This is a genomic window from Oleiphilus sp. HI0079 (genome assembly GCF_001635105.1).
This window is the reverse complement of sequence record NZ_LWFT01001371.1, coordinates 1-1,078: the sequence shown is the minus strand read 5'-3', so window position 1 is coordinate 1,078 and position 1,078 is coordinate 1. Positions and strand designations below refer to the sequence as shown.

Sequence of the window (1,078 nt, the reverse complement as noted above, 5' to 3'; positions counted from 1 at the left end):
AAAGACCAAACCCCCATCATCACACGCTTCGCATGACCAGGGTATTGCTTTTTCATGGTCACGACCGCGAGCCGATATGAGCAGCCTTCAGGTGGCAAGTAAAAATCGACAATTTCTGGAAATTGCTTTTGTAAGATTGGAATAAAGACTTCGTTTAATGCAAGCCCTAGAATCGCCGGCTCATCTGGCGGACGGCCCGTATAGGTGCTGTGATAGATCGGATTTTTTCGATGCGTTATGCGCTCTACGGTAAATACCGGGAACTGATCAACCTCATTATAATACCCTGTGTGGTCACCAAAAGGCCCTTCAGGCGCCAGATCATCCGGATAGATAAACCCTTCAAGCACATACTCGGCACTGGCTGGTACAGTCAAATCGCTATGCATGGTTTTCACCGTTTCCGTTTTTCCACCACGCAACAAGCCTGCAAAAGCATACTCTGAAAGCGAGTCAGGAACAGGCGTAACGGCACCCAATATAGTTGCTGGATCAGCACCTAATGCTACGGCTACGGGAAATGGCTGGCCTGGATTTTTCTGTTGCCACGCTTGAAGATCGAGGGCGCCTCCTCGATGTGAAAGCCAACGCATGATGACACGATTTTTACCAATGACCTGCTGACGATAGATTCCCAAGTTCTGCCGCTCTTTCTCTGGATCAGGTCCCTTCGTTACCACTAAAGGCCAAGTAATCAACGGACCGGCATCGCCTGGCCAGCAGGTTTGAACGGGAATTCTACTCAGATCGACATCGGCTTTTTCGACCACCACTTCCTGACAGGGAGCATGGCGCAACACTTTGGGCCCCATGTTCATGACCTGTTTAAAGATAGGCAACTTCTGGAATGCGTCTTTAATCCCTTTTGGCGGATCTGGCTCCTTCAAAAAGGCCAGCAATTTGCCAACCTCTCGCAAAGCCGACACATTCTCCTGCCCCATCCCTAAAGCAACGCGGCGAGGCGTACCGAACAGGTTACCCAATACAGGCGTATCAAAGCCTTTTGGGTTCTCAAACAAGATTGCCGGGCCACCAGCCCTAAGAGTTCGGTCACATATCTCTGTCATCTCAAGGTGCG

Annotated in this window: 1 protein-coding gene; it reads right to left on the bottom strand. The window is 50.2% G+C overall.

The window, feature by feature from the left end; genetic code table 11:
* On the bottom strand, window positions 1-1,078 hold a 1,078-nt coding region (locus A3750_RS23615; RefSeq protein WP_068548958.1), incomplete at both ends, for a UbiD family decarboxylase.